This is a genomic window from Comamonas denitrificans, from assembly GCF_042654745.1.
In the GTDB taxonomy this organism is placed as follows: Bacteria; Pseudomonadota; Gammaproteobacteria; order Burkholderiales; family Burkholderiaceae_C; genus Comamonas; species Comamonas denitrificans.
The window spans coordinates 51,622-75,153 of the sequence record NZ_JBHSEY010000002.1 but is presented as its reverse complement, the minus strand read 5'-3'; the positions used below and the strand labels follow the sequence as shown (position 1 = coordinate 75,153).

At 62.0% G+C, this 23,532-nt stretch carries 18 protein-coding genes; 9 read left to right on the top strand and 9 right to left on the bottom strand.

Annotated features, from left to right (window positions below; genetic code table 11):
* Positions 1 to 91 precede the first annotated feature (91 nt).
* Positions 92 to 1,105, top strand: coding sequence for a cytochrome c peroxidase (locus tag ACFO24_RS01240; protein ID WP_377736403.1), 1,014 nt, complete (start codon positions 92 to 94; stop codon positions 1,103 to 1,105).
* 274 nt (positions 1,106 to 1,379) lie between these two features.
* Positions 1,380 to 2,603: an HD-GYP domain-containing protein gene (locus tag ACFO24_RS01235; protein WP_377736401.1), complete on the top strand. Its 1,224-nt coding sequence runs from the start codon at positions 1,380 to 1,382 to the stop codon at positions 2,601 to 2,603.
* Positions 2,604 to 2,899: 296 nt separating this feature from the next.
* On the opposite strand, the gene ppc is transcribed toward ACFO24_RS01235, so the two are convergent.
* The gene (ppc, locus tag ACFO24_RS01230) at positions 2,900 to 5,725 is read right to left on the bottom strand and encodes a phosphoenolpyruvate carboxylase (RefSeq protein WP_377736399.1); all 2,826 of its coding nucleotides are present in this window, start codon (positions 5,723 to 5,725) and stop codon (positions 2,900 to 2,902) included.
* An 86-nt stretch (positions 5,726 to 5,811) separates the two neighbouring features.
* Here ppc and hemC point away from each other — a divergent pair, with 86 nt between their 5' ends.
* From hemC to ACFO24_RS01210, 4 genes are read left to right on the top strand one after another with little or no spacing between them, the layout of a single operon-like run.
* Positions 5,812 to 6,744 (top strand): hydroxymethylbilane synthase, encoded by a 933-nt coding sequence (hemC, locus tag ACFO24_RS01225; RefSeq protein ID WP_377736396.1) that lies wholly within the window; start codon positions 5,812 to 5,814, stop codon positions 6,742 to 6,744.
* Between the two features lie 7 nt (positions 6,745 to 6,751).
* Positions 6,752 to 7,576: a uroporphyrinogen-III synthase gene (locus ACFO24_RS01220; protein ID WP_377736393.1), complete on the top strand. Its 825-nt coding sequence runs from the start codon at positions 6,752 to 6,754 to the stop codon at positions 7,574 to 7,576.
* Positions 7,573 to 8,661, top strand: coding sequence for a uroporphyrinogen-III C-methyltransferase (locus ACFO24_RS01215; RefSeq protein WP_377736390.1), 1,089 nt, complete (start codon positions 7,573 to 7,575; stop codon positions 8,659 to 8,661). The genes ACFO24_RS01220 and ACFO24_RS01215 overlap by 4 nt, the downstream gene beginning before the upstream one ends.
* Before the next feature lie 20 nt (positions 8,662 to 8,681).
* Positions 8,682 to 9,956 (top strand): heme biosynthesis protein HemY, encoded by a 1,275-nt coding sequence (locus ACFO24_RS01210; RefSeq protein ID WP_377736416.1) that lies wholly within the window; start codon positions 8,682 to 8,684, stop codon positions 9,954 to 9,956.
* Between the two features lie 21 nt (positions 9,957 to 9,977).
* Here the strand turns inward: ACFO24_RS01210 and rocF are convergent, their stop codons facing one another.
* Together rocF and ACFO24_RS01200 are read right to left on the bottom strand one after the other, a co-directional pair.
* On the bottom strand, positions 9,978 to 10,904 hold the full coding sequence (gene rocF / locus ACFO24_RS01205) for an arginase (RefSeq protein ID WP_377736388.1): 927 nt from the start codon (positions 10,902 to 10,904) through the stop codon (positions 9,978 to 9,980).
* A gap of 27 nt (positions 10,905 to 10,931) precedes the next feature.
* Positions 10,932 to 12,035, bottom strand: coding sequence for an ornithine cyclodeaminase (locus tag ACFO24_RS01200; RefSeq protein WP_377736385.1), 1,104 nt, complete (start codon positions 12,033 to 12,035; stop codon positions 10,932 to 10,934).
* Between the two features lie 233 nt (positions 12,036 to 12,268).
* Between ACFO24_RS01200 and ACFO24_RS01195 the strand changes: the two genes are divergently transcribed.
* Together ACFO24_RS01195 and galU are read left to right on the top strand one after the other, a co-directional pair.
* The gene (locus tag ACFO24_RS01195) at positions 12,269 to 15,160 is read left to right on the top strand and encodes a valine--tRNA ligase (RefSeq protein ID WP_377736383.1); all 2,892 of its coding nucleotides are present in this window, start codon (positions 12,269 to 12,271) and stop codon (positions 15,158 to 15,160) included.
* Between the two features lie 126 nt (positions 15,161 to 15,286).
* On the top strand, positions 15,287 to 16,171 hold the full coding sequence (gene galU, locus ACFO24_RS01190; protein WP_377736380.1) for a UTP--glucose-1-phosphate uridylyltransferase GalU: 885 nt from the start codon (positions 15,287 to 15,289) through the stop codon (positions 16,169 to 16,171).
* A 65-nt stretch (positions 16,172 to 16,236) separates the two neighbouring features.
* Here galU and ACFO24_RS01185 read toward each other — a convergent pair whose 3' ends face one another.
* The 6 genes from ACFO24_RS01185 to surE all read right to left on the bottom strand — a co-directional run bounded on the left by ACFO24_RS01185 (position 16,237) and on the right by surE (position 21,792).
* Complete coding sequence (locus ACFO24_RS01185; protein WP_377736377.1) at positions 16,237 to 17,439, bottom strand: pseudouridine synthase; 1,203 nt, start codon at positions 17,437 to 17,439, stop codon at positions 16,237 to 16,239.
* 8 nt (positions 17,440 to 17,447) lie between these two features.
* Positions 17,448 to 18,170, bottom strand: coding sequence for an SMC-Scp complex subunit ScpB (gene scpB, locus ACFO24_RS01180; RefSeq protein ID WP_377736375.1), 723 nt, complete (start codon positions 18,168 to 18,170; stop codon positions 17,448 to 17,450).
* 124 nt (positions 18,171 to 18,294) lie between these two features.
* A complete protein-coding gene (locus tag ACFO24_RS01175) occupies positions 18,295 to 19,326 on the bottom strand; it encodes an RluA family pseudouridine synthase (protein ID WP_377736373.1) in 1,032 nt (343 codons plus the stop codon).
* A 60-nt stretch (positions 19,327 to 19,386) separates the two neighbouring features.
* Entirely contained in the window at positions 19,387 to 20,220 is an 834-nt protein-coding gene (locus ACFO24_RS01170; protein WP_377736371.1) for a peptidoglycan DD-metalloendopeptidase family protein, read from the bottom strand.
* Between the two features lie 16 nt (positions 20,221 to 20,236).
* A complete protein-coding gene (locus ACFO24_RS01165; RefSeq protein ID WP_377736369.1) occupies positions 20,237 to 21,016 on the bottom strand; it encodes a protein-L-isoaspartate(D-aspartate) O-methyltransferase in 780 nt (259 codons plus the stop codon).
* Positions 21,013 to 21,792, bottom strand: a complete 780-nt coding sequence (gene surE / locus ACFO24_RS01160; protein ID WP_377736367.1) for a 5'/3'-nucleotidase SurE — start codon at positions 21,790 to 21,792, stop codon at positions 21,013 to 21,015. The genes ACFO24_RS01165 and surE overlap by 4 nt, the downstream gene beginning before the upstream one ends.
* A gap of 89 nt (positions 21,793 to 21,881) precedes the next feature.
* Here surE and ACFO24_RS01155 point away from each other — a divergent pair, with 89 nt between their 5' ends.
* Positions 21,882 to 23,435, top strand: a complete 1,554-nt coding sequence (locus ACFO24_RS01155) for a GGDEF domain-containing protein (RefSeq protein ID WP_377736364.1) — start codon at positions 21,882 to 21,884, stop codon at positions 23,433 to 23,435.
* Positions 23,436 to 23,532: the final 97 nt, after the last annotated feature.

Below are 23,532 nucleotides of genomic sequence, written 5' to 3'. Positions count from 1 at the left end.
TGAAACAGTGGCATCAAACTCACCCTGAGTTGTTCAATAAGCGACCATATGATCGTCCGGGATGCAACACATTAACAAAGTGAGCTTGACCATGAAAACCTCTTTCCGCCCGCTTGTTCTGGCCGCAGCTCTGACCGCTGTCATCAGCACCCCCACTTGGGCCTTGCAACCCAATAACGAACCCATCTCGCCCATTCCTGCTGCCAAAGTCACCAACCCGGCGATGGTCGAACTGGGCAAAAAACTGTGGTTTGATCCGCGCCTGTCCAAGTCGGGCTTTATCTCGTGCAACTCCTGCCACAACCTGTCGATGGGTGGCAGCGACAACCTGAAAACCTCCATCGGCCACAACTGGGCGGAAGGCCCGATCAACTCGCCCACCGTGCTCAACTCCAGCATGAACGTGGCCCAGTTCTGGGATGGCCGCGCTGCCAACCTCAAAGAACAGGCCGGCGGCCCCATCGCCAACCCCATGGAAATGGCCTTCACCCACGAGCTGGCTGTGGACATGCTCAACTCCATCCCCGGCTACCAGGCCGAGTTCAAACAGGTGTTCAAGAAAGACACCATCAACATCGACCAGGTGACCGATGCCCTGGCCGCCTTTGAAGAAACCCTGGTCACCCCCAACTCGCGCTTCGACAAGTGGCTGCAAGGCGACCAAAAAGCCCTGACCAAAAACGAACTCGATGGCTACAAACTGTTCCGTGACAACGGCTGCGTGGCCTGCCACAACGGCGCGGCCGTGGGCGGTAACTCCTTCCAGCGCATGGGCTTGGTCGAACCCTACAAAACCGACAACCCCGCCGAAGGCCGCGTGGCCGTGACGGGTGCCGATGCCGACCGCTTCAACTTCAAAGTGCCCACCCTGCGCAACGTAGAGCTGACCTACCCCTACTTCCACGACGGCGCAGCCGACACCCTGGCTGAGGCCGTGGACACCATGGGCCGCATCCAGCTGGGCAAAAAATTCACGCCCGAAGAAAACGCCAAGATCGTCGCCTTCCTGAAAACCCTGACCGGCGAGCAGCCCCAGCTGACCATGCCGATCCTGCCGCCTTCCAGCGACAAGACCCCCCGTCCTGAGCCTTTTGCGAAAAAATAAATTGCACAACCTTCTTTAGGGAACCTAGCACCGCAGATTACTGCGGTGCTTTTTTTGCTTACTCCCCCTGGTCAGCAGCCATTTGACGAATCAAAAATCCCACCCCCCTGATGGACGCAGCAATGAACGCCATCAATAAACCGCCCCATCCGGCGCAGGGCCTGGTATCAAAAAAGACTAAAAAATGATGTTTTGATACAATATGTAATTCTATTTTGTTCCAATTCATTCAACTGGTTTAGCCAGTTCAGTTCATTACTTGGATGGTCTTTTGATGCTGAAACACATCGTTCCCTCTGAACTACGTCTGGGCATGTACATCCATGCACTGGATGGTTCATGGTTGAGCCACGGTTTTTGGAAAAGTAGTTTCAAGCTGGAAAAAACCACCGATTTGCAGCGCCTGCAGGCCAGCGGTATTGGCGGCCTGTGGATCGACCTAGCACGGGGCTTGGATGTGAAACCAGCTGCCGCACCTGTCCCATCATCCGTCCCGGTGGACGCGCCAACCCTTTGGCAGGAGCAAATCGAACAGGCCCGCCAGCAGTGCAAGCAAGCGCAGTCGGCGGTCATGCAGATGTTCCACGAGGCACGCATGGGCCACGCCATCGAGCCAGAGCAGGCCCAGGCGCTGGCCGAGCAGATCCAGAAATCCGTCGAGCGCCATCCCGCTGCACTGCTCAGCGTTGCGCGCCTCAAAAATGCTGACACTTACACCTATATGCATTCGGTCGCGGTTAGCGCCTTAATGGTGGCGCTGGCACGCCAGCTCGGCCTCTCGGCCCATCAGATCAAGCGGGCAGCGCTGGCCGGCCTGCTGCATGACATGGGCAAGGTCTATACCAACCCGGATATTTTGAACAAGCCCGGCGCCCTGCTGGACGAAGAATTCGCCCACATGCAACTGCACCCGGTGCAGGGCCATGCCCTGCTGCAGCAAAGCATTTCCGATGCCGAGGTGCTCGATGCCTGTCTGCACCACCATGAACGCCTGGACGGGAAAGGCTATCCGCACGGCCTGCGCGGCGCCGAAGTCCACCTGATGGCCCGCATGACGGCCATCTGCGACGTGTACGATGCCATCACATCCAACCGCCCCTACAAAAGCGGCTGGTCGCCCGCTATTGCGCTGCAGCGTATGGCGCAATGGTGTGGTACGCACCTGGATACGCATATTTTTTCTGCGTTCGTCAAGACGCTGGGCGTTTATCCGGTCGGCAGCTTGCTGCGCCTGCAGTCCGGCCGCTTGGCCCTGGTTTTTGCCCTGTCGGAGAACAAGCTGCTCACACCCCAGGTGGTCTGCTTTTACGACACCTACGAGGCACGGCGCATCGATCCGCCCGTGCTGCTGGATTTGAGTGCCACCCCCAACGAGCACATCCTGCTGCGCGAAGATCCGGAGAACTGGAACTTCAGCGATCTCGACGACCTGTGGCAGGATGCCATCACAGCCACCTCCGCGTCCGCTTGTACTCCTGACTCCTCCGTGGCTGTGTAAGCGCCTGTCCACAATCCTTTAAAGGCTCGACAACGACCAGCATGGCCATCTGCAAGGCGACAAGGTGCTGTACGCCGTGGCCCGGGCATCGGGCATTGGGGACGCAACTGTGCTGGAACCAGCCTGCACACCCTCAGCCTGAGAACCTGTTCACGGTCAAAAATACAATACGCTCCTAAAAAAAGAGCTGTTACCGCTTTAATTTAAATACTTTCAATGTTTTTTATTCATGAAAGTGTTGATTAAAAAGCGGAAGCAGCTCTCTTTAATGAAGCTTGAAGCGTTTTAATAGCCCATCAGCCCGTATTGCGCAGCCCGGCGGCAATGCCGTTGATGCTGATGTGGATGCCGTTTTTCAGCCGGTCATCGTTTTGCCCGGCGCGCCAGCGGCGCACCAGCTCGACTTGCAGCAGGTGCAGCGGGTCGATGTAGGGGAAACGGTGGCGGATGGAGCGGGCCAGGGCCGGGTTGCTGGCCAGGCGGTCGCTTTCGCCCGTCACCAGGGCCAGCATATCGACGGTGCGCTGCCATTCGGCGCTGATGGCATCGAAGATGCGCGTGCGCAGCGCGGTATCGGCCACCAGTTCGCTGTAGCACGAGGCCAGGGCCAGGTCGCTCTTGGCCAGCACCATGTCCATGTTGGACAGCAAGGTGCTAAAGAACGGCCACTGGCGGTACATGGTTTGCAGCAGCTGCAGCTGCCCTTCGCGCGTGGTGCCAGGCTGCTCTAGGAAGGCTTGCACGGCCGAGCCAAAGCCCAACCAGCCCGGCAGCGTCAGGCGGCACTGGCCCCAGCTAAAGCCCCAGGGAATGGCGCGCAAATCTTCAATCGCCTGCGTGGCTTTGCGCGAGGCCGGGCGCGAGCCGATGTTCAGCTCGGCAATCTCGCGGATCGGCGTGGCGGTAAAAAAGTACTCGGCAAAGCCGGGGGTTTCATAGACCAGCTGGCGGTAGGCGGCCATGCTGGCATCCGACAGTTGCTGCGCGGCGGCCAAAAATTCGGGGGTGGCCGGTTTGGTGGGCTGCAGCAAGGTGGCTTCGAGCATGGCGACGGCCAGCGTCTCCAGGTTGCGTCGGCCGATATCGGGGTTGGCGTATTTGGAGGCGATGACCTCGCCCTGCTCGGTCAGGCGAATCTGGCCGCGCACGGTGCCCGGGGGCTGCGCCAAGATGGCCTGGTAGCTGGGGCCGCCGCCCCGGCCGACGGTGCCGCCGCGCCCGTGGAACATGCGCAGGCGCAGGCCGTAGTCGGCTTCGAGCTGGTCGAACACTTCGACCAGGGCCAGCTCGGCGCGGTACAGCTCCCAGTTGCTGGTGAAGATGCCGCCGTCTTTGTTGCTGTCGCTGTAGCCGAGCATGATGTCTTGCTCGCCGCCGCTGCGCTGCATGAGCTGGGCCACGCCGGGCACGGCGTAGTAGTCGCGCATGATGGTGGCCGCAGCACGCAGGTCACCAATCGTCTCGAACAGCGGCACGACGATGAGCTGCGCCTGCGAGGTGCTGCTGTCAAGCGTGCCCTGCATCAGCCCCACTTCTTTTTGCAGCAGCAGCACTTCGAGCAGGTCACTCACGGTTTCGGTGTGGCTGATGATGTAGTGCAGGATGGCTTCGCGCCCGTAGGTTTGCAGCATTTTGTGCGCCATTTCAAAAATGGCGATTTCGCTGGCGGTCAGCGGCGCGTACTGCGCCCCGACCACGCGCAGGGGCCGCGCATCGCACAGCAGGCGCTGCAGCAGGGCACAGCGCTGGGCCTCGTCCAGGCTGCTGTAGTTGTCTTCAATGCGGGCGGTGCGCAGCAGATCGGCCAGCACTTCTTCGTGCTTGTCCGAGCTTTGGCGCAAGTCCACCGTGGCCAGGTGAAAGCCAAACACCTGCACCGCGCGAATCAAGGGGCGCAGGCGGTGTACGGCCAGCGCTTCGCCGTTGTGGCGCGACAGCGAGGCATCAATGGTCTGCAAATCCTGCAAAAACTCGGCCGCGCTGCCGTAGGGATTTTGCGCCACGACGGCATGGCGCATGGCTTCGCGCCCACCGGTCAATTGCGTCAAGGTGGCCGCCAATCGGGCGTACACAGCGGTTAAGGCGCGGCGGTAGGGCTCGTCCTGGCGGTGCGAGTTGGTGTCGGGCGAAGACAAGGCCAGCACCTGCATGGCGGGCGAGACCTTGACCAGCAGGCTGGACATGGACAGCTCAGCCCCCAGGGCATGCACCTCATTCAGGTAGTGGCGCAGCGCCACCTCGCTTTGGCGGCGCAGGGCTAGCTCCAGCGTGGGGGCGGTAACGTTGGGGTTGCCATCGCGGTCGCCGCCAATCCACTGCCCCATGCGCATAAAGCTGTGTACTTGTTGGCCCGGCAGGGCTTCTTCCAGGCTGGCGTAGAGCTTGGGCAGCTCGTGCAAAAAGGTGGTTTCGTAGTAGCTCAGCGCGTTTTCAATTTCGTCGGCCACCGTCAGCTTGGAGTGGCGCAGCAGGCGCGTTTGCCACAGCTGCTCGACGCGGGCGCGCAGCTGCGCCTCGTTGGCGGCCAACTGGCGCGGGGTGAGCGCATCTTTGTCCCCAGCGAACAGCTGGGCACGGGCAGAAATGTCGTCGCGCTCGGCCAGCAGGCGGGCAATATCGCGCTCGGCCTGCAAAATGCTTTGGCGCTGCACCTCGGTGGGGTGGGCCGTGAGCACCGGGGCTACGTAGGCTTTGGCCAGGGTGTTGGCAATGGTGTCGGGGGTGATGCCCGCTTTTTGCAGGCGTGCAAAAGCCACGTCAATGCTGCCCTCTTGGGCGCTGCCCGCCCGCTCATAAATCGCGCGGCGGCGCAGGTGGTGGCGGTCTTCGGCCAAATTGGCCAAGTGACTGAAATAGGTGAAGGCGCGGATCACACTGACCGTTTGCCCGGTGCTCAGGCTGGTGAGCAGGGCTTTTAATTGCCGATCGGCCTCGGGGTCGTGATCGCGGCGAAAACCCACAGAGAGCTGGCGCACCTGCTCGATCAAGGTAAACACTGGCGCACCTTCTTGCTCCCGAATAATGTCGCCCAAAATTCTGCCCAATAGGCGGATGTCTTCCTGCAAAGGCTTGTCTTTGTCTTGGGATGCTGACGTGCTCGCAGCGCTATGGATGGCTTGCATTGCTAGAAATACTCCAAAGTCCGGATGTTGCAGCGGCGCATGCTAGCATCCTCGGTTGCGTCTTCTGGCCTTTCTTAGTGAACAAAATGCACCCATCGCTGAAAAATACCCCGCTTGTCATTGCCACCCGTGAAAGCCGTTTGGCGCTGTGGCAGGCTGAACATGTCCAGGCCTTGCTGCGCCAACGTGGCCTGTCCGTTGAGCTGCTGGGTATGACGACCAAAGGCGATCAAATTCTGGATCGCACGCTCTCCAAAGTCGGGGGTAAAGGCCTGTTTGTCAAAGAGCTGGAAGTGGCCCTGGAAGAAGGCCGCGCCCACATCGCTGTGCACTCTTTAAAAGATGTGCCTATGGAACTGCCCGCAGGCTTTGCCCTGGCTTGCGTGATGGAGCGCGAAGACCCGCGCGATGCCTTTGTCTCGCCCCACTACGCCAGCTTGGCCCAATTGCCGCAGGGCGCGGTGGTGGGCACCTCTAGCCTGCGCCGCCAGGTTTTGCTGCACGCACTGCGCCCGGATTTAAAAATCGTCCCGCTGCGTGGCAACCTGGATACCCGCCTGCGCAAGCTGGACGAAGGCCAGTACGATGCCATTGTGCTGGCGGCAGCCGGCTTGAAGCGCCTGAAAATGGACGAGCGCATTCGCAGTATTTTTGAGCCCGAAGAAATGCTGCCCGCCGCTGGCCAGGGCGCGTTGGGCATTGAAATTCGCAGTGATCGGGAAGACTTGCACACCGCCCTGCAATCGCTGGTGGATATGCCCACCTGGCTGCGCGTCACGGCCGAGCGCGCCGTCAGCCGGGGCATGGGCGGCAGTTGCTCGGTGCCGCTGGCCGCGTACGCCACGCTGGAGGGCGACACGCTGTTTATTCGCGCTGCCTGGGGCGACCCCGACGGCCAACTCCCCCTGGTACGCGCCGAGCAACGCGCTGTTGTCACCACATTGGCGCAAGCCGATGCTGTGGGGCTGGCCATTGCCCAGGCGCTGCAAGCGGCGGGTGCCCAAGTTCACCGCCACTAAAATCGCCATGGCCGCTTTGCCACTGATCGTCACCCGGCCAGCACCCGATAACCAGCGCTGGGTGCATGCCCTGCGCAACCTGGGCCACCGGGCCGAAGGCTTGCCGCTGATGGACATTGGCCCCAGCCGCAGCCCCCAGGCTGCTACTGCTTTAAAAGCAGCACTGGCACGAATGGATGAGGTTTCGGGCGGGTATCGGGCCTTTATGTTTGTCAGCGTGAACGCAGTGCGCTATTTTTTTAGCCATCCCTTGGTGATGGCTGCCGGCATTCACGCCCCCAGCATGGCCACCCGTTGCTGGTCACCCGGCCCTGGCACCAGCCAAGCCTTGCGTGAAGCGGGGGTGCCACCCACACACATTGATGCCCCTTGCGCACAAGCGGCCCAGTTTGAATCGGAAACCCTGTGGGCTGTGGTTGCACCCCAGGTGCAAGCGGGCGACCACGTGCTGATCGTGCGCGGGGCCGATGGGAGCGATACCACGGCCCCAGCCCAAGGCACAGGCCGCGCTTGGCTGGCGCAGCAGCTGCAAAACCAAGGCGCACACGCCATTTTTGCCCCGGTGTACGAGCGCCACGCCCCGCGCCCCACCCCCGCTGTGTGTGCCCAGCTGCAGCGCTGGCAGCAGCAACCGGCCTGGTGGCTGTTTAGCAGCAGCGAATGCCTGGGGCATTTGGCCGATCTGGCCCCCCATTTGTCTTGGCAGGCGCACACCGCCCTGGCCACCCACCCCCGTATCGCCCAGCAGGCGCAGGCCCTGGGTTTTGGCCAGGTGCGCACGGTGCGCCCCACGCTGGACGATGTTCATCGCTTTATACAATCGCAGTCATGAGTACTGACGGCCCCTCCATCCCCTCCCGCGCTGTGCCGTTTGAAACGGCCAGCACCCTCCCCCCCGCCCCAGCGGCACCGGGCTGGACTTGGCTATCGCTGCTGTTGGCGGCCGCCGGTTTGGCCAGTGGCGTATTGGCCTGGAACAAAGTGCAGTCCATGCAAGAAGTGCTGGCCCAGCAAACCGCCCAGGCCAATGCCCAGGCCCAGCAGGCCCAAACTGCGGCCAAAGAAGCCCAAGACCAGGTGCTGGCGGCCAACGCCCGCCTGACCGTGGCCGAGGCACGGCTGGCCGAAGTGAGCCTGCAGCGCGGCCAGCTAGAGGAGCTGGTTCACAAACTCTCGCGCACCCGCGAAGACACCCTGGCCCTGGATTTAGAGGCCGCCATGCGGCTGGCGGTGCAACAAGCGCAGCTGACCGGCAGCACCGCACCGCTGATTGCCAGCCTCAAAAGCGCCAGCAAACGCATTGAAGGTGCAGCCCAGCCCAGCTTGGTCCTGGTGCAACGGGCCATGGAACGCGACTTGGAGCGCCTGCGCCAAGCCCCCATCGTCGATACCACCAGCCTACTCACCCGGCTGGATGAGGTGCTGCGGCTGATCGACGATTTGCCCCTGCAAAATGGCCTGCCCACCGCGCCTGAAGACCTCGCCCCTGCACGGCATACCACCGCACCCAGCGCCCAGAGCGAGCCCGCCACAGGCTGGCAATGGTGGCAAACACGCAGCGCCGCCCTGTGGCAGGGCCTGCGCAAAGAAGCCGGCAGCTTGCTGCGCGTGAGCACCATTTCCGGGCCTGAAGCCGCCCTGCTCTCCCCGGAAGAAGGGGTTTTTCTGCGTGAAAACCTCAAGCTGCAATTGCTCAATGCCCGCTTGGCCATTTTGGGGCGGCAGTATTCAGCGGCCATCACCGATTTGGCAGCGGTGCAAGCCAGCCTGGACAAATACTTTGTCGCCAAGGCGCGTCGCACCGAAGGGGCCAAAACCACCTTGATTCAATTGCAAGAACAGCTGCGCACCAGCCAACAGCCCAGCCTGGACGACACCCTGACGGCGCTGGCCAATGCCACTGCCATCCAGGAATAGAAAGAGAGTCACCCCCCATGATGCGTGCTGCACTGTGGTTTGTCGGACTGTTTGCGCTGGCCGTGGCCCTGGCCTTGTTTGCGGGCAACAACCAGGGCATGGTCAGCCTATTTTGGCCGCCGTACCGGGTCGATATTTCATTGAACATGGCCTTGCTGGCACTGCTGGGCTTGTTTGTGCTGTGCTACGCCAGCCTGCGCGGCGTTGCCGTGCTTGGCCAGTTGCCCGAGCAAACGCGGCGTTGGCGCCAGCAGCAAAAGGAGCGCAAGCTGTACGCCGCCCTCATCCGCAGCCTGGCCCACTTGCAAGCTGGCCGCTTTGTGCGCGCCAGCAAATCAGCGCGCGAGTTGCTGGAACACAGCAACAGCCTGCGGCACAGCAATGCCGCCGTGCCGCTCGATAGCAGCCTGCGCTCCATCGCCCACCTGCTGGCCGCTGACAGCGCCCACGCCCTGCAAGACCCCAGCGTGCGCGACCAGCATTACGCCCAGCTTCTGGAAGACACCAGCCATCAACCCAGCCCCTTGGCCCAAGAAGTGCGCGAAGGGGCCCAAATGCGGGCCGCCCGCTGGGCGCTGGACGATCGCAACCCGCAAGAAAGCCTGCAACGCCTGGCCCAGCTGCCCCAAGGGGCCGCCCGGCGCACGCTGGCGCTGCGCATCAAGCTCAAGGCCGCCCGTTTGGCGCAAGACAACGCCACCGCCCTGGAAACCACCCGCCTGCTGGCCAAGCACGGCGGCTTCACCCCCGCCAGTGCCAGCAGCCTGATTGCCAGCCTGGTGGGCGAAGAAATCCGCGCCTGCCACGACACCCAGCAGTTGGAAAAACTCTGGCGTAGCCTGCCCACCGCCGAGCAGCACCACCCGGACATTGCCCTGCCCGCCGTGCGCCAGTGGATGGCCCTGGCGGGCGATGCCGCCCAGGCCCGCCAATGGCTATTGCCGCTTTGGGAAGCCTATATCCAAGGCCAATTGCCCACTTACCAAGCCCAGCGCCTGTTCCTGGCCTTGCAACACAGCCTGGAAAATTTGGACGGTACCTGGCTCAAACGCATCGAACAAGCCCAAACGCACTACCCCAAAGAAGCCCTGCTGCAATACTTGGGCGGCATGGCCTGCCTGCAGCGCCAACTGTGGGGCAAGGCCGAGCAGTTGCTGCGCCAAAGCCTGCCCCGCCTGCAGGACACTGCCCTGCAGGCCAGTTGCTGGCGGGCGCTGGCCATCTTGGCCGAGCAGCGCAATGACCCCGCAGCCGCCACCACGGCCTGGCGTGCAGCGGCACTGGCACGGGATTGAGAGATTTAAGCTAGGGCCGCTCTATTCCCGCGCCAGTGTGCTCTGGCCAAACAGGCTTTGCACCAAATCCACCACCAACTCGGCCGTTTGGTTGCGCAGGTCCAGGGCCGGGTTCAGCTCCACGATGTCCAGCGAGCCCAGGCGGTCGGTGTCGGCCATCATTTCCATGCACAGCTGGGCCTCGCGGTAATTGGGGCCGCCACGCACGGGGGTGCCGGTGCCGGGGGCAATGTCGGGGTCAAGAAAATCCACGTCAAAGCTCACGTGCAGGTGGTCGTTTGGCCCCAGGTCGGCCAGGGCGCGGCGCATGACTTCGCGCATGCCCAGCTCATCGATGGCGCGCATGTCAAAGACGTGCAGGCCCAACTCGCGAATCATGTGCTTTTCATACATATCCACGCTGCGCAGGCCAATCTGGCAAAACGCCGAGGCGGGCAGCGCAGGCACGGCCCCCGACATTTCGATCAAAGCCTGCGGCCCCAGCCCGCACAGGCTGGCCACGGGCATGCCGTGCAGGTTACCGCTGGGGGAGTTTTCGGGCGTATTGCAGTCCGAATGCGCATCCAGCCACAGCACGCGCAGGCGCTGGCCCTTGGCGCGGCAGTGGCGGGCCACGGCGCTGATGGAGCCGGTGGCCAGCGTGTGGTCGCCGCCCAGCATGATGGGCAGCCGCCCTTGCTGCAGCGCCTGCCAGACGGCATCGTGCGCAACCTGGTTCCAGGCGATGCACTCGGCCAGGTTGCACATGCCCGCCGCATCGCGCGCGCCGCGCGGGTTGGGCGGGCCGGCCAGGTTGCCGATGTCGTGGACCTGCACGCCCAGTTGGGCCAGGGCCGGGCCCAGCTGGGCCACGCGCAGGGCATCGGGCCCCATGGCCGCGCCCAGGCGTGATGCGCCGACGTCGGTGGGCACGCCAATGAGGGTGACGTGCGGTTGTGCTTGGTGCATGGCGAACTCCAGTAAACAAAAAATGATTCACGCCGCCTTGCGGTCCGCATGCAGCGCCGTGTGGGCCGCCTGGGCCTGGCGCACCATGGCGAACAAGTCCTTGGGGTCGTCCAGCGTCGGAATCAGCTCAATCTGCGCCAGCAACCCGGCGCTGCGGGCCAGGGCGTGCATGCAGCGCAGGGCCGAATAATCCTCCAGCGCAAACCCCACCGAATCAAACACCGTAATTTGCTGCGCTGCCGTGCGCCCTGCGGCCTGCCCTTGCAGCACGCGCCAGAACTCGGTGACGGCAAAGTCGGCCGGCATTTGCTGCAACTCGCCCTCGATGCGGGTTTGCGGCTCGTATTCGACAAACACCTGGGCGCGCTGCAGCACGGCGGCCTCCAGCTCAGTCTTGCCGGGGCAGTCGCCGCCCACGGCATTGATGTGCATGCCAGGTTCGACCATGCTGGCGTGCAAGATGGTGGCATAGGCTTTGTCGGCCGTCACGGTGGTGACGATGTCCACGCCGCGCACGGCCTCTTGCACGCTGGGCAAGACGTGTGCGGTCGCGCCAAACTCGTGCAAAAAAGGCTCTAGATTGCGCAGCAGCTTGTGCGAGGTGGCCGGATCAATATCAAACAGGCGCAATTCGCGCACGCCCAGCAGCGCCACAAAGGCCAGCGCCTGAAACTCGCTTTGTGAGCCGTTGCCAATCAGTGCCATGCTGCGGCTGTCCGGGCGGGCCAAGCGCTTGGCCACCATTACCGACGTGGCGGCGGTGCGCAGCGCGGTGGTCAGCGTCAGCTCGCTGACAAAGCGCGGCATGCCGGTGGCCACATCGGCCAGCGCCCCAAAGGCCATCACCGTGGGCAGGCCATAGCGGGTGTTGATGGGGTGGCCATTGACGTATTTAAAGGCGTAGTCCCGCGCATCGGCCACGGGCATCAGTTCGATCACGCCATTTTCTGAATGCGCGGCGGTGCGGGCCGATTTGTCAAAGTCCTGCCAGCGCAGGTAATCCTCTTCAATGGCTGTAGTCACCATGCGCAGCACTTTGATCACACCTACGCGGGCCACCAAACGGGCGGCATCGCTGGCGCTGAGAAAATCGGTCTGCACGGCAAAGGTGCGGCTGGTTTGAATTGGCATGAAAAGTCTCCGGTTGTGTCCTAATGGCAAAAGTCTCCCACAAGGCGATGGCCAAGCGGTGACCAAGACAAATATCCACCTGCAAACCTTGCGGGCGACCCCGGGCGACAGCGAATAAATTCTGCCCGGAAGGAGGTCGCTAAAATCCCCCCATCCGTCCCCCTATTTACCCACCCTTCGGCGGCATCCTGCGGGATGCCGTTTGCCTGTAGTACGAATTACGACACCACCCCATGAGCGATACCCCTGCCCAACCCGGCCTGGAGAGCCTCTCCAAATCCTTTGAACCCGCCGCCCTGGAAGCCCACTGGGGCCCCGAATGGGAGCGGCGCAACTACGGCCATGCGGGCGTGCGCGGCACCGGCCAGCCCGATGCCAACGCCCCATCCTTTGCCATCCAGCTGCCCCCGCCCAACGTCACCGGCACGCTGCACATGGGCCATGCGTTTAACCAAACCATCATGGACAGCCTGACGCGCTACCACCGCATGCAGGGCTTCAACACCGCCTGGATTCCCGGCACCGACCACGCGGGCATCGCCACGCAAATTGTGGTGGAGCGCCAATTGCAAGAGCAAGGCATCAGCCGCCACGACCTGGGCCGCCCCGACTTTGTGAAAAAAGTCTGGGAGTGGAAAGAAAAATCCGGCAACACCATCACCACCCAAATGCGCCGCCTGGGCGACACGGTGGACTGGAGCCGCGAATACTTCACCATGGACGACAAGCGCTCCAAAGTGGTCACCGAAACCTTTGTCAAACTGTACGAGCAAGGGCTGATCTACCGTGGCAAGCGCCTAGTGAACTGGGACCCCGTGCTGCAATCGGCCGTATCCGACCTGGAAGTGGAAAACGAAGAAAAAGACGGCTCGCTGTGGCACATCGCCTACCCGCTGGCCGATGGCTCGGGGCAATTGGTGGTGGCCACCACGCGGCCTGAAACCATGCTGGGCGACGTGGCCGTGATGGTCCACCCCGAAGACGAGCGTTATAAGCACCTGATCGGCCAGACCGTGACCCTGCCTTTGGTGGGCCGCCAGATTCCGATCATTGCCGACGAGTACGTGGACAAGGAGTTCGGCACCGGCGTGGTCAAAGTCACCCCCGCGCACGACCAGAACGACTACGCCGTGGGCCAGCGCCACAGCCTGCCGATGATTTGCGTGCTGACGCTGACGGCCACCATCAACGACAACGCGCCAGAAAAATACCGGGGCCTCGATCGCTTCGCCGCCCGCAAGGCCGTGGTGGCCGATCTGGAGGCCCAGGGCCTGTTGGTTGAAACCAAAAAGCACAAGCTCATGGTGCCCATCTGCACCCGCACCGGCCAGGTGATCGAGCCCATGCTGACCGACCAGTGGTTCATCGCCATGGACAAAGTGGCCAAACCCGGCACGGGCGATGCCACGGGCAAATCCATCGCGCAAAAAACCATTGATGCCGTGGCCAGCGGCCAAGTGAAGTTTGTGCCGGAAAACTGGGTCAATACCTTTAACCAGTGGATGAACAACATCCAAGACTGGTGCATCTCCCGCCAGCTGTGGTGGGGCCACCAAATCCCCGCCTGGTACGACGAAGACGGCAACGTGTATGTGGCCAAGAGTGAAGCCGAAGCCCAGACCCAGGCCTCCGGCAAAACCTTGCGCCGTGACGAAGACGTGCTGGACACCTGGTACTCCAGCGCCATGGTGCCGTTTTCCACCATGGGCTGGCCTGAGCAAACGGATGCGCCCACTGACGACTACAACCTCTACCTGCCCAGCAGCGTGCTGGTGACGGGCTACGACATCATCTTCTTCTGGGTGGCCCGCATGATTGGTGCCAGCGTGCATTTCACCGGGCGCGTACCGTTCAAGCACGTGTACATCCATGGCCTGGTGCTCGATGCCCAGGGCAAGAAGATGAGCAAATCCGAGGGCAACGTGCTCGACCCGGTCGATTTGATCGACGGCATCGCCCTGGAGCCCCTGCTGGAAAAGCGCACCCAAGGCCTGCGCCGCCCCGAAACGGCCCCCAAAGTGCGCAAAGCCACCGAAAAAGAATTCCCCGACGGCATTCCCGCCTACGGTGCCGACGCGCTGCGCTTTACCTTTGCCGCGCTGGCCAGCCTGGGCCGCAGCATCAACTTTGACAGCAAGCGCTGCGAGGGCTACCGCAACTTTTGCAACAAGCTGTGGAACGCCAGCCGCTTTGTGCTGATGAATTGCGAGGGCCAGGACTGCGGCCTGAGCACCTCATCGGACAGCACCCAGGGCTGCCACGAGGGCTATTTGCACTTCAGCCAACCCGACCGCTGGATCGTCTCGCGCCTGCAAAAAGTCGAGGCCGACGTGGCCAAAGGCTTTGCCGACTACCGCCTGGACAACGTGGCCAACACGATTTACGACTTTGTCTGGAACGAGTTCTGCGATTGGTACCTGGAAATTGCCAAAGTGCAAATCCAAACCGGCACCCAGGCCCAGCAACGCGCCACGCGGCGCACGCTGATTCGCGTGCTGGAGGCCATCTTGCGCCTGGCCCACCCCATCATCCCCTTCGTCACCGAAGCGCTGTGGCAAGTCGTCGCCCCCGTGGCCGGCTTGCCCGGTGCGTCGATTGCCATTGCCGCCTACCCGCAGGCCCAAGCAGAAAAAATCGACGAAGCCGCAGAAAGCTACGTGGCCCGCATCCAGGCCATGGTCGATGCCTGCCGCACCCTGCGCGGCGAAATGGGGGTTTCGCCCGCCCAACGCCTGCCCCTGCTGGCCGTGGCCGATACGCCAGACGATGCGCAATTTCTGCGCACCAACGCGGCGGTGCTGAAAAACCTGGCCAAACTCAGCGACGTGCAAGTGTTTGACGATGCCGCTGCCTGGGCGCAGGCCGCCCAAACCGCCCCGGTCAGTGTGGTGGGCAGCCTGCGGCTGGCGCTGTTCGTCGAAATCGACGTGGCCGCCGAAAAAGCCCGCCTGGGCAAAGAAGCCGCCCGCCTGCAGGGCGAAATCGCCAAGGCCAACGGCAAACTCTCCAACGAAGCCTTCTGCGCCAAAGCCCCCGCTGCAGTGCTGGAGCAAGAGAAAAAGCGCGTGGCCGATTTCAGTGCCACCCTGGAGCGCATCCAAGAACAATTAGCCCGCTTGGCTTGATTATTAAACGCATAAAAACATGAGCTATTACCGCTTGAATACATTGGATTTCAGTATCAAAACCCTCTGAAATCCTTTTATTCAAAGCGGAAACAGCTCTTTTTTCACAAGAAAGAGACATCCTCCATGAACACCACCCGCGTGAGCAAAGCCGTATTCCCCGTCGCTGGCCTGGGCACCCGCTTTTTGCCTGCCACCAAGGCATCGCCCAAAGAGATGCTGCCCGTGGTCGATAAACCGCTCATCCAATACGCCGTCGAAGAAGCCTACGAGGCCGGCATCCGCGACATGATCTTTGTCACGGGCCGCAGCAAACGCGCCATTGAAGACCACTTTGACACCGCCTACGAACTGGAAAGCGAGCTGGCCGCTGCCGGCAAAACCGCCCTGTTGGAGCTGGTGCGCAGCATCGCCCCGCAGGACATGAACTGCCTGTTCGTGCGCCAGCCGCGCAGCCTGGGCCTGGGCCACGCCGTGCTGTGTGCCGAGCCGCTGGTGGGCAATGAAGCCTTCGCCGTGCTGCTGGCCGACGACTTGATGGTGGGCCAGCAGGGCGGCCCCGGTGTCATGGCGCAAATGACGGCTGCCTTTGAAAAGCAAGGCCGCTCGCTGCTGGCCGTGCAGGAAGTGCCGCAAGAGCACACCCAGCGCTACGGCATTGTCCGGGGCGAAAGCGCCGGCGGCCCCCTGCTGCGCATTGATGAAATCGTTGAAAAGCCCGCCCCCGAGGTCGCCCCCTCGCGCATGGGCGTGGCCGGGCGCTACGTGCTCACCCCGCGCATTTTTGAAGAAATTCGCACCCAACCGCGCGGCGTGGGTGGCGAAATCCAACTCACCGATGCCATTGCCCGCCTCATGGCGCATGAGGCTGTTTACGCTTACCAGTACAGCGGAAAGCGCTACGATTGCGGGAGCAAAGAAGGCTTCTTGCAAGCCACGGTGGAGCTGGCCTTGCAGCATCCCCAGGTGGGCGAAGCCTTCCGCCAATACCTGAAAACCGTGGCCATCTGAGAACGTGAACACGTTCTGAGTGCAGCCCCCGCTGGCCGTGCAGCCAGCCAAGGGGGCTCAAAAACTCAGCGTCCGCGCTTGGCAGTGCCCGATTTGCGCTTTTGTGCCAAGCGGGCGCGCAGCAAACTGTCTTGACCAATGCGTTCGGGGGCGGCTTCTGGCGTGCTCGGGGTGCTGGGGCGGCGCGGTTTGCCGGCGCTGCGGGCACGCAGTTGGCGGGCTTCTTCGGCCTCGTTCACCCGGGTTTTTTTGCGCGATCCGGCGCGGTCGGATTCGCGGCGCACATTCGGTTGCGCCTGGGGTTTTTTGCGCAGCAAGGCTTTGCCAGCCCCGCTGGCCAGGGCCAGGGCCTGGATATCGCGCTCATCAAGCTCCGTCCACGCGCCCCGGCGCAGGCCGCGCGGCAGTTGCATGGCTCCGTAGCGGATGCGAATCAGGCGGCTGACGGCGCGGCCCAGGCTTTCAAAAATGCGGCGCACTTCGCGGTTGCGCCCTTCGCTGATGGTGACGCGGTACCAGACGTTGGCCCCTTCGCCGCCGCCTTCGTCAATGCTGCCAAAGGCGGCCGGGCCGTCGTCCAACATCACGCCATCGAGCAGTTGCTGTTTTTCTTCCGGGGTCAGTGCGCCCAGCACGCGCACGGCGTATTCGCGCTCCAGGCCAAAGCTGGGGTGCATCAAGCGGTTGGCCAGGTCGCCCGAGTTGGTCATCAACAGCAGGCCTTCGGTGTTCAAGTCCAGGCGGCCCACGGATTGCCATTTGCCTTGCCCCAGGTAGGGCAGGCGGCGAAAGACGGTGGGGCGGTTTTGCGGGTCGTCGTGGGTGACGACTTCGCCCGCCGGCTTGTGGTAGGCCAGCACGCGCACGGTGGGCGCTTCAATGCGGATGCGCACGGGCTTGCCATCGAGCTTGATCTGGTCGCCCGGCTGCACGCGTTGGCCAACGTGGGCCACCTCGTTGTTCACCGTCAAGCGGCCAGCGGCGATGTTGCGCTCCATCTCCAGGCGCGAGCCCAGCCCCGCCTGGGCCAGCACTTTGTGCAGCTTGGGCGCGTCGGCCAGGGGCTGCAGCACGCGTTTGTAGGGCTGGGCCGGCTGCTCTTGGGCCGCAGTGTCGGCCTGCAGCTCAGGGGCATCGAGGGCACCGCCGACGATGTCGGCAAAGTCATAGCCACTGCTCAAGGTGTTGGTGTTGGTGTTGGTGTTGGCATCGGCAGGGGCCAGCGCAGTGGTGGGGGTTGCGCTAGGGGTGTGGGGTGTTTTGTGCATGGTGGTTCTCACTGCCCCGGCTCAGGGGGCGGGCTAGGAATAGAAGGTGTGGCAGAAATATCAGAGATATCAGAAATATCAGCGGCAAGACGGGCGGCGGGTGCCTCCACCAGGGCCATGCCTTGGTCGGCAAAAAAGTCGGGGGTGAAGGGTTCGGCCTGGGCCGCGCCAGCGGCTTGCTCCAGGGCGGCAAACAAATGGGTTTGGGCGGCGGCGCTGTCATCACCGTCCTCGCCTTGCAACAAGGGCAGGTCGGCCAGGGACTGCAGGCCCAAATCATCTAAAAACTGGCGTGTGGTGGCCAGCAAGGCAGGGCGACCCACGGTTTCGCGGTAGCCGATTTCTTCGATCCAGCCCCGGTCTTCCAACTGTTTGATGATTTGGCTACCAACCGCCACGCCCCGAATGTCTTCAATATCGCCACGCGTGACGGGTTGGCGGTAGGCGATGATGGCCAGCGTCTCCAATACCGCCCGGCTGTAGCGCGGGGGTTTGTCGGGGTTGAGGCGTTCTAGAAAAATATGCAGCTCGGGGCGGCTTTGAAATCGCCATCCTGAGGCGATTTGTACCAACTCTAGGCCCCGGTCTTGCCAATCAAGCTTTAATTGTTGTAGCAAGTTGCGCAGTTGCGGGGTATCGAGGGCCCCGTCAAACAGGCTGCGCAGTTCGCGCTCGGGCAGCGCTCGGGCGGCACATAAAAGGGCAGCTTCCAGCACCTTTTTGGCATCCATACATCCATCCTTGGGAAAATTTAACAATCCGACCCTCCCGGGCGGGCAATCACAGCAGGGCCATGAACAGCACTCAAACCGCTGTTTTCAGAACGTGTTCACATTCTAAGAACGTGTTCACGATCTAAGGCGGGCAATTGTACTGAAGGCCCAGTTTTTCCGCTGCCGTTAAAAAATCGTCCGGGGGTGGCGCGCGCAAGGCCAGGTCTTGTCCCGTGATGGGGTGAACAAATTGCAGGGCAAACGCATGCAGGGCCTGGCGCTGCAATCCGCCCTCGGCAGCGCCGCCATACACCGCATCGGCCACCAAAGGGTGGTGCAGGTGCTGCATGTGCACACGGATTTGGTGGGTGCGCCCAGTGTGCAGTTTGCAATGCACCAGGCAATGCGCCGTGGTAGTGCTTAAACAGGTGATGTCGGTGCGGGCCGTTTTGCCAGGGCTGTGCTGCAAATCAACCACCGCCATGCGCAAGCGGTTGCGCGGGTCGCGGCCAATGGCGGCATCCACGGTTTGCATCGGTGCGCCCTGCCATCCCCCCTGCCCCAGTGCGAGGTAGCGCCGGCTCACATCGCGCTGGGCAATCAGCGCCACCAGGGCATCCATCACGGCACGGGTTTTGGCCACCACCATGAGGCCGCTGGTGTCTTTGTCCAAGCGGTGCACGATGCCCGCGCGGGGCACTTGTACAGCCCCAGCGTGGTGGGCCAGCAGGCCGTTGAGCAAGGTGCCGCTCCAATTGCCCGGCGCGGGGTGTACGACCAGACCGGCGGGTTTGTTCACCACCAGCAAATGCTCATCTTCAAACACCACGTTTAAGGCCATGGCCTCGGGTTTGAAGGCTTGGCTTTGCGCTGTGGGGCGCATGGCCACGGTGAGCTGGTCGCCCAGTTTGACTTTGGCGGCGGGCTTTTGCACAGCCTGGCCATTGAGCTGCACCGCGCCCTGGCCCAGCAGTTGCTGCAAGTAGCTGCGGGAAAATTCGGGCACCAGCTCGGCCAGGGCTTTGTCAAGCCGGCTGGTGTGCAAATCCATGGGGACCTGCAGCTGGCGCACTTCAACGGCGTGGGCTTCTTCGTCGCCCGGGTCTGTCCCGTCATCGGGCAATGCATCGGGGTCGAGGGATGCAAGCGCTGGATTCAATGCGGTCAATGCCATAAACCGGCCCTTAAAAATAAAAGCCCGGCAGCGCCGGGCAAAAGTAGGTGCAAAGTGGTGTTAGCGCTTGGGCAAATAACGAAGGGGGTCAATCGGCTTGCCCTGGCGGCGCAATTCAAAATGCAGTTTGACGCGGTCAGTATCGGTGCTGCCCATTTCAGCGATGTTTTGGCCTTTTTTCACATTTTGATCGTCTTTGACCAGCAGCTTTTGGTTATGTCCATAAGCAGTCAAATAATCCTTGGAGTGCTGAATGATGATCAGCTGGCCATAACCGCGCACCTCGCCCACATAAATCACTTTGCCGGCGGCAGCGGCAACCACAGGATCGCCGGCTTTGCCTGCAATATCAACGCCTTTATTGGTGGTTTCATTAAAGGTGCCAATCACCGTGCCGCTGGCGGGCCAAATCAGCCCCAAACCAGCCGCATCGGCAGACGGGGCCGCAGCGGGCGCAGGTGGCGGCGCTGGGGTGCTGGTGGCACCGGCGGGCGGTAAAGCGGTGCCCTGCACAGGGCTGCTGCTGGCGGTGGTCGTTGTGGGCGACGTGCTGGGGCGGCCTTCACCCGGTGCGGCCCCAGGCGGCACCACGCGCACAACTTGGCCGACTTCAATGGCGTTGGGATTTTCCAAATTGCTCCAGCGGGCAATGTCCTTCCAGCTTTGGCCGTGCTCTAAACCAATGCGAATCAAGGTGTCCCCCGGCTTGACGGTGTAATACCCCGGTTTTCCGGCATTTTCAGCACCTGGCAAGGTGGCCGGATCGACGGTGGTCGTGCGCCCAAACCCGGTGCGTGTTTCGACGGGGGCCTGGTTGGTCTGGGCACAACCGACCAATAAAACGCCCACGAGCAAAGCGCTCCAACCTAATTTCAAATTCTTTTGCTTGCTCATAAACCTTTCCCTGTTTTCAGGCAACCCCGGATTTTAAGGGGACAAAATGCACTGCTTCTAATACCGATTCTGTAAAACCCTGTTCGCTGCGCTCAAGCACCAGCAGCATTTGTTGGCCATTTTCTTGCGCAACAGGGGCCACCAAGCGCCCTCCCACCGCCAACTGATCACGCCACGCCTGGGGCAGGCTTTGTCCCCCCGCAGCAGAAATGATTCCCGCATACGGGCCGCCTTGGGCATAGCCAAGCATGCCGTCTCCCAGTAATAAATGGACGTTTGCCAAGCGCAGCGGGCGCAGATTGCTACGAGATTTTTCATGCAAATTGCGCAGCCGCTCGATCGAGTACACCTCTCGCGCCACTTGAGACAGCACCGCTGCCTGGTAGCCGCAGCCGGTGCCAATCTCCAGCACCCGCCCCAAGCCGTGCTGCTGGGCCAGCGGGGCACCCAGCAGCAACTCAATCATGCGGGCTACCACGCTGGGTTTGGAGATGGTTTGCTGCCAGCCAATGGGCAAGCTGGTGTCCTCATACGCTTGGGCCACCAAGGCGCTATCGACAAACCCATGGCGCGGCACCTGCCCCATGGCCTGCAGAACCAAGGGCGATTGAATCCCCCCGGCAGCCAAGCGTTGCACCATGCGCTGGCGCACGGCGGCTGAATCCAACCCCCAGCCAGAGGCCGGGGCCGCAGCCGGGGCCGCCGCACGCACCGAGGGGGAGGATTGGGCATGGCCCAATGAAGGCAAGCGGGCCGGAAAACCCGGGCGGCGCGGCGGCGGAGGGGCAGCGCTCATACGCTCTCCATAGCGGTTTGCAATCGGGCGGCGGTTTGCCCCCAATAGCCCAGATTTTGATAATCAGTTAAATCGACCTTCAGCGGGGTGACTGCGATATGGCCATGGGCCGTAGCATGAAAATCGGTGCCTTCGGCTTCATCCTTGGCGGCCCCTGCGCTGCCAATCCAGTACATCGTCTCCCCCCGAGGGCTGATTTGGGTAATCACTGGCTCTGCGGCATGGCGGCGGCCCAGCCGGCACAGCTTTAAAGCGCCCAGCGCATCGCGCGAGCGGTTGGGAATATTGACATTCAGCAACCACGGCGCACTGCCCACCAATTGCTGCTGGCGCAGTTGCGCGACCATGGCGCGTGCTTTGTCAGCCGCCGCCTCTAAGTGGGCCCAGCCGCTTTCCACTTGCGAAAAGGCAATTGCGGGAATGCCGAACAAAAAACCTTCCATCGCCGCACCCACGGTGCCCGAATAAATGGTGTCATCGCCCATATTTGCGCCATTGTTAATGCCGGACAGCACCAAATCAGGCCGATAGCCCAGCAGCCCCGTCAAAGCAATGTGCACACAATCGGCCGGCGTACCATTCACATACCGAAATCCATTGGCTGCACGGTGCACGTACAAAGGCGCGTTCAAAGTCAAGGCATTGGATTTGGCACTGTTATTGTGCTCAGGGGCCACGACCTCCACTTGCACCCCCTCAATTTGGGCAATGGCCTGGTGCAGGGCCACAATACCAGGGGCTTGAAATCCATCGTCGTTAGAAATAAGTATTTTCATGTCTGGCTAAATAGATACCGGCTGCCGATTGTAGGTTGCCGCTGCCCCTGTCCCCGTGCTTTTACCTTACGCCCTCGCTGCAACCTGTTATGCGCTCCCGCTCCCCTGCTGAAATTGCCCGCCAAAGCTTGCAAATTTTGGCCCAACGCCGTCTGCCGCCCACCCCCGAGAATTACCAAGCGGTGTATGAAGAAGTGGCCGGCCTGCTCCCGCAAGAAGCTTTCCCTCAACGGCGCTTGCGCCACATTGGCACGCTGCTGCCCTCTCAAACCCCCCGGCAAAAACAGCTCACTCAGGCCTTTTTACAAGCCGTGGAAGCCAAAGACTGGCTCCAACTGCAAACGGCCGTGGTCGAGTACGCCCAGTTGGAGCTGACCGGCAGCGCCCAAGCCACGGTGCTGTCCTGCCCCAGCACCCCGATCGAGGTGCTGCCCGCCAGCTTGGCCGAGCAGCTGGCCCGCTTGATTGAAAACACGGTGGGGGCTCTGGGCCCAGAAGACCAGCGCACGCAAGAGATTTCGCTACAGCTGGTCGATTTTTTGCGCCAAGCACCACCACGGCCCCAGGCGCTGGAGCAAATGCTGCAAAACTACAGCTTTCGCCTGTCCTTCCTCAGCCAAGAACAGGCCCAGCGGGCGCACCAAATTGCCCAGATGTTGAGTATGACAGTGGAGCATTTACGCGCCATCAGCACGCAAGACCCGTTGCTGCAGAGGCTGGCCGAAAAATTGAAAGAAGGCATTGCCAGCCCTTGGACAGCGCCCCAGCTGCAACAAATTCAAATCCAATTGAAAAGCCTGCTGTTTCGCCACTTTGAGCTGCACAGCAGCCATGAAGAAGCCCACAACCGCTTTAAAGAGCTGCTGGCCCAATACGCGCAGCACATGGCAGACCTGAGCGGCAACAGCCAGCAGCACCAGGAGCAGCTGAGCCATTACGCCGAAAAAATCGAGCAAGCCCCTGATTTGCCCACCCTCACCCCGCTGCTGGAAGCCGTCGTCGCCTCAGGCAGTCGCTTAGCCCGCGAAAGCAAGCAGGCCGTTGTCACCATGCGTGATTTGCAAGAGCAAGCCTTGGCGCAAGAACAACAAATCTACCAACTCAGCCACAACTTGCAGCGCATGCAAGATGCCAGCCGCCACGATCCCAGCACCGAAGCCCTCAACACCCAAGGCCTGCAAGAAACCTTTTTGGCTGAAGCCGCCCGCAGCACCCGCCTGAACAGCCCCCTGAGCATTGCTGTGCTGCAAGTGCAAACCCCTGCGGAACAAGAAACCACCAGCCCCCTGCCCTCTGTTGGCGATGGCCTGCACGCAACGCATGAAATGGCGCTACGGCACCTGGTACAAATTGCGCGCAGCACGCTGCGCCCCCAAGATGCGATTGGCCGCTCTAGCGAACAAAATCTGGTGCTGATTTTCCCCGACAGCGCCGCCCCCCAAGCCAGCCAAGCCCTGGCACGGCTGCAGCAGGAACTGGCACAAACCCCCCTGCTCTACGCCGATGATTGCCTGGCCATGGCGCTGAGCGCTGGCGTAGTACAAAAACTACCCCAAGAGACACCACAACAAACCCTGCAACGCGCCGCCCAAGCACTGCGCCAAGCCATCCGCATGGGCGGCCAGCGCGTCGTGCTTAATTAAATAGATGTGGGCCCATCCCACACCTTGGCCCGCCGCCAGGCACTGGTGCCAAAAAACAAAACGGCCTGCATTGCAGGCCGTTTTTTCTGGAACACGC